Source organism: Ralstonia sp. ASV6, assembly GCF_016429285.1.
Lineage (GTDB): Bacteria > Pseudomonadota > Gammaproteobacteria > Burkholderiales > Burkholderiaceae > Ralstonia > Ralstonia flaminis.
The window spans coordinates 1-5,392 of the sequence record NZ_JAELUI010000232.1 but is presented as its reverse complement, the minus strand read 5'-3'; the positions used below and the strand labels follow the sequence as shown (position 1 = coordinate 5,392).

General features: G+C 61.7%; 5 protein-coding genes and 1 pseudogene. 4 read left to right on the top strand and 2 right to left on the bottom strand.

What is annotated here, in order from left to right; all coding sequences use genetic code 11:
* Together JHD73_RS26380 and rpoS are read left to right on the top strand one after the other, a co-directional pair.
* A partial coding sequence (locus JHD73_RS26380) for a peptidoglycan DD-metalloendopeptidase family protein (protein WP_199033107.1) occupies positions 1-610 on the top strand: 610 nt, incomplete at its 5' end.
* Between the two features lie 8 nt (positions 611-618).
* Entirely contained in the window at positions 619-1,752 is a 1,134-nt protein-coding gene (gene rpoS / locus JHD73_RS26375) for an RNA polymerase sigma factor RpoS (RefSeq protein ID WP_199033106.1), read from the top strand.
* A 27-nt stretch (positions 1,753-1,779) separates the two neighbouring features.
* On the opposite strand, the gene JHD73_RS26370 is transcribed toward rpoS, so the two are convergent.
* Positions 1,780-2,646, bottom strand: coding sequence for an endonuclease/exonuclease/phosphatase family protein (locus tag JHD73_RS26370; protein WP_199033105.1), 867 nt, complete (start codon positions 2,644-2,646; stop codon positions 1,780-1,782).
* A 151-nt stretch (positions 2,647-2,797) separates the two neighbouring features.
* On the opposite strand from JHD73_RS26370, the gene rlmD reads away from it, so the two are divergent.
* Positions 2,798-4,150: a 23S rRNA (uracil(1939)-C(5))-methyltransferase RlmD gene (gene rlmD, locus JHD73_RS26365; protein WP_199033104.1), complete on the top strand. Its 1,353-nt coding sequence runs from the start codon at positions 2,798-2,800 to the stop codon at positions 4,148-4,150.
* 95 nt (positions 4,151-4,245) lie between these two features.
* Here the strand turns inward: rlmD and JHD73_RS26360 are convergent, their stop codons facing one another.
* A complete protein-coding gene (locus JHD73_RS26360) occupies positions 4,246-4,947 on the bottom strand; it encodes a Bax inhibitor-1/YccA family protein (protein ID WP_199033103.1) in 702 nt (233 codons plus the stop codon).
* A 369-nt stretch (positions 4,948-5,316) separates the two neighbouring features.
* Between JHD73_RS26360 and JHD73_RS26355 the strand changes: the two are divergent.
* Positions 5,317-5,392, top strand: a pseudogene (locus tag JHD73_RS26355) (nucleoside diphosphate kinase); the annotation flags it as partial.

Below are 5,392 nucleotides of genomic sequence, written 5' to 3'. Positions count from 1 at the left end.
GTATAGCATCGCTCTGCGCAACGGCCAGGCGCCGCGTGATCTCGTGGCGTGGAATAACATCCCCAATGCGAATCAGATCGAAGTCGATCAATTGATACGCGTCGTACCGCCGAACGCGGATGTCAGCAGTAGCGGCGCAGTTGTTACGCCGGTCCGCCCGGGCAATACGAGCGCGCAGCCGGTTGATTCCACGTCAGCCACGTCGCTCGCGGCTACGTCTGGCGCCTCTGCCGGGGCAAGCGATAACGCAATCGCACTGGCCTGGCCAGCACGCGGCGCGCTCCTCAATCGCTTCGATGACAAGGCCAACAAGGGTATCGACATTGGTGGCAAACGTGGTGACGCCGTGGTCGCTGCAGACGACGGAAAAGTGATCCACGTTGGACCCTTGCGTGGGTACGGGAATCTTGTCATCATCAAGCACAACGACACGTTCCTGACCGCCTACGGCAACAACGACAAGGTTCTGGTCACCGAGCAATCCACGGTCAAGAAAGGGCAGAAGATCGCAGAAATGGGCAGTACCGATGCGGATCGCGTGAAGCTTCACTTTGAAGTGCGCCGCAACGGTAAGCCGGTCGATCCGATGCGCTTCTTGCCGCCTCAATAGAGGAATGCATGCCGCGCCAGAAAGCCGCTACGCCCGCCACCCCCGCCGATGACAACATCGACGCTGCAGATGGCCAAAGCACCCAGAATGGGCGCGCGGGGCGGCGTGCGCGCGGCGCGGCGCAACCTCCGGCGGAAGAGATCGAGGTTGTCGATGCGCTGATCGACGATCTGCCAGCCGCAGAGCCTGTCGACGTCAACGACGTTTCCGACAGTGCCGACGAGCCTGACGAAGACGAAGACGACGAAGAGGAATCGGAAGAGGCCGCACCGGAGGAGGATTTCCGCAAGGTGCTGCAAGCCGAGTTGGCGGCAGATACCGTCCAGCACTATCTCAATCGCATCAGCATCAAGCCGTTGCTGACGCCCGCCGAGGAGTTGCATTTCTCGACCTTGGCCAAGGCAGGCGAGTTTGCCGCGCGGCAGGTGATGATCGAGCGCAACCTGCGCCTCGTTGTCAGCATCGCAAAGGGCTATCTGAACCGCGGCGTGCCGCTGCTCGATCTGATCGAAGAGGGCAACCTTGGCCTGATGCACGCGATCGAGAAATTCGATCCGGAGCGTGGCTTCCGTTTCTCGACCTACGCTACGTGGTGGATTCGCCAAAGTATCGAGCGCGCCATCATGAACCAGGCGCGTACGGTCCGCCTGCCGGTGCACGTGATTCGCGAGCTCAATCAGGTGCTGCGTGCCAAACGCCATCTGGAAAAGAGCGGGGTGGACGGGCGCGATGCGAGCCTGGAAGACATTGCGCACCTGCTCGGCAAGACCACGGATGAAGTGCAAGACGTGCTTTCGCTCAACGAGCATACAACGTCGCTCGATACACCGTTCGATCTCGACCCGGGCACCAGCCTGCTCGATTTCCTGTCAGACGAGCATGGTGCTTCGCCGGATCAGGAAGTTGCACATCGCGAGTTGTCGCAACTGATGAAGTCGTGGCTGGCGCGCTTGTCCGACAAGCATCGCTACGTGGTCGAGCGTCGTTTCGGCCTCAACCACATCGAACCTGCCACGCTGGAAGAGCTGGCCGCCGAGATGGGCCTGACGCGTGAACGCGTGCGCCAGATCCAGCAGGAGGCGCTGGTTAAGCTCAAGCGCCATTTCGCCTCGCAGGGCGTGCGCAAGGACGCGGTGCTGTAAGGCGCTGCCGTCCAGTCGCTTCGATCCTTAATCGTCGCCACCTAGCTCCAGCAGCATCGGCTGATGGTCCGATGCCTGCGTGGCGCTGTTCACCTCTACGCGCAGCACACGCGCCTTCAACGGCTCGCTGATCAGCATGTAGTCGCACGCATAGGCTGGCTCGGTCCAGTCAGTGCGATCGTGTACGCCGAAGGTTGGCGGCTGCGGCGTCGCGCCATGTGCAATCTCCCAGGCATCGTGCAATGCCGGGTGCTGTGAAAATGGAATCGTAGCCAGGCGCTTGGGTATGGAATCAGGTTTGCAATTGAGGTCGCCGCAGATGAGCGTGGCGGTGGTTTGCGCAAGCGGCCGGAACGGGCCAGCATCTGACTCCGCGCCAAGTACGGGCGGGTGAGCCACGCGACCACAGCCTTCTGTGTGAATGGCCCGTAGCGCGTCGATCTGTGCCAGTCGCTGGGTCTCTGAGTAATACTCCAGATGTGTCGTGATGATGCGCATGACTCCGAATGCGGTCTGCACGAGCGCCTCGATGGCCATGCGCGGCATCGCCGGTGTGGCATCCGGCGGACTGGGCAGTGCGTGGCGCATGACGTAGAGCACCGGCAGGCGCGTGGCGATGGCATTGCCGAAACGCTGCACGCGCACGCCGTCGTGACGCTCAAGTGCAAAGCCGCCGATCACCGTGTATTCCGGGCCGAGCGCGTCGGCTAGCTCCCCCCACTGGTCGGCGCCCGGGTGGCCGGGCAGGTTGCCGAAGCCAGAGGTGACTTCCTGCAGGCAGAGCACATCGAAGTCGGCCATGGCGCGCGCTTCGGTGAGTTGCCGCGCGAGGCCCACGCGCCCATCCGCGCCGCGGCCCCACTGGATGTTCCACGTCAGGATGACGGTGCCCATGCTGGTCCTCCGGTGTCTTACAATGCCGCCCTTGTCCCCAATTTGTTCAGGCTCGCCCGTGTCTCAAGCTGCACCCAACGCTATGCCGTCATCTCCCGATACCGCAACTGTCGCGCCAGCCAAGGCGCCGCGTGGGCGTAGAAAACCCGAGATGCCCGTGGCTGGCCCGCTGGAGATCGTCTCGCTTGATGGCGAGGCGCGCGGCATTGGCCGTCTGGCCAACGAGGATGGCACGCCGGGCAAGGTCGTCTTCGTAGAAGGCGCGCTGCCGGGCGAACTGGTGACGTACCGCAGCCATCGCGCCAAACCGTCGTATGAGCAGGCGAGCGTGGTGAACATTCTGCGCCAGTCTGCCTCGCGCGTGACGCCGCAGTGCAAGTTCTTTGGTGTGTGCGGTGGCTGCTCGATGCAGCATCTGGATTCACGCGCGCAAGTCGCCATCAAGCAGCGTGTGCTGGAGGATGACCTATGGCACCTGGCCAAGCTGCGCCCAGATGTCGTGTTCCGGCCGATTGCCGGGCCGGATTGGGGCTATCGCTATCGTGCTCGTTTGACGGTACGCCACGTGGCAGCCAAGGGTGGCGTGCTGGTGGGCTTTCACGAGCGCAAGAGCAGCTACGTGGTCGACATGACCTCATGCGAGGTGCTGCCGCCGCATGTGTCGGCGCTGCTCGTACCGTTGCGCGGGCTGGTCGGGCGGCTCTCCATCTTCCAGCGCATGCCGCAGATTGAACTGGCCGTCGGTCAGGATGTGACGGTGCTGGTGCTGCGCAACCTTGAGCCGCTCACCTCCGCCGACGAGGCTGAACTGCGTGCATTTGCTGATCAGTACGACGTGCAGTTCTGGCTGCAGCCCAAGGGGCCCGATACGGTGTATCCGTTCTATCCGCTTGATCGCGCACTGACGTACACGCTGCCTGAATTCGGCATCACCATGCCCTTCAAGCCGACGGACTTCACGCAGGTCAATCACCAGATCAACCGTGTACTGATGTCGCGGGCGCTGAAGCTACTTGATGCGCGGCCGGGCGATCGCTTGCTCGACCTGTTCTGCGGGATCGGCAACTTTACGCTGCCGATGGCCACGCGTGCTCGCGAAGTCATGGGCATCGAGGGCAGCGAAGCGCTGACTACGCGTGCGCTCGCCAACGCTCAGCACAATAGGCTTGATGCGAAGACAACGTTCGCTTGCCGCAACCTGTTCGAAGTGACGGCTGACGATATTGCCGCGCTGGGCAAGTTTGACCGCTGGCTGATCGATCCGCCGCGCGAAGGGGCGCTGGCGGTTTCCAAGGCGCTGGCTGAGCTGGCGCAACGCGGCGGCGAGGCGGCCGATCTTCTGCCTAAACGCATTGTCTACGTTTCATGCAATCCGGCGACGCTGGCGCGCGACGCGGGCCTGCTCGTCCATGAGGCTGGCTACCGGCTGGCGGGTGCGGGCGTGGTGAACATGTTCCCGCATACGTCACACGTGGAGTCGATCGCGGTATTTGAGCGCGACTGATTCGCTATTGCGTATCTCGCAGGCAAAGAAAAACCGGCGCACCAGGCGCCGGTTTTTTTTGTCGCTGCGCTGTTTTCAGCGCGCGGCTGGGGCTTTTAGTTTCGGTTACCGCCGAAGATCCCCAGGATCGCCAGCAGGTTCGTGAAGATGTTGTAGACGTCCAGGTAGATCGCCAGGGTGGCGGTCACGTAGTTGGTCTCGCCACCGTTCACGATGCGCTGCACGTCGAACAGAATGTAGGCCGAGAAGATCGCAATCGCCAGTACCGAGATCGTCAGCATCATTGCGGGCATCTGCAGCCAGATATTGGCCACCGACGCGACGATCAGCACCAGTACGCCCATGAACAGCCACTTGCCGAGACCAGAGAAGTCACGCTTGCTAACCGTGGCCACCGTCGCCATCACACCGAAGATGATCGCCGTGCCGCCGAACGCCGTCATGATGAGCGAGGCGCCGTTCGAGAAACCCAGGATCATGCCGATCAGGCGCGACAGCATCAGCCCCATGAAGAACGTGAAGCCCAGCAACAGGGCAACGCCCACGCCGCTGTTCTTGTAGCGCTCAATGGCATAGAAGAAGCCGAAAGCTACAGCCATGAAGATGACGAAGCTCATCAACGGGCTGCCAGCCATCAGCCGGAAGCCGGTAGCGACGCCGATCCACGCACCGAGGATGGTGGGGATCATCGAAAGTGCGAGCAGCCAATAGGTATTGCGCAGCACGCGGTTGCGGACGGCCAACGCGCCGGCGGTGCCGGAAGCGCCAAAACCGTACGTGTTGAGTTGGTTGTCCATGCGAACTCCTTGGGTGAATGACATTGCAGACAATGCGACGACGTTGCGAATGTCGCATCCGAAGTGCGCTTTTGCAAGTCGCGTCGTCCTTACTTTGAGGGGGCAGGATGCCATGCGGTTCCAGTATCCGGGGGATGATCCGGCCGGAAAGCGCACTTCTGGGGTGACTTTTCATGCTCTCAATAAGGCAATCTTAAGCCCGTCTCCCTTGTTGTGTCGTGCGAGACAGGCGGAGTGATGCATGGATCGCCTTCCGCAGTCGTTGGGCGCGGGGCGGGGTTGCACCGCTTGACATCCAATCTGGCTGCGCCCCGTGTTAGAATCTAACGTTTATCTTTCACGTAACACCTTCATTTTTTGGAGTTTTTAATGGCGATCGAACGCACCCTCTCGATTATCAAGCCGGACGCAGTGGCCAAAAACGTCATCGGCCAGATCTACGCCC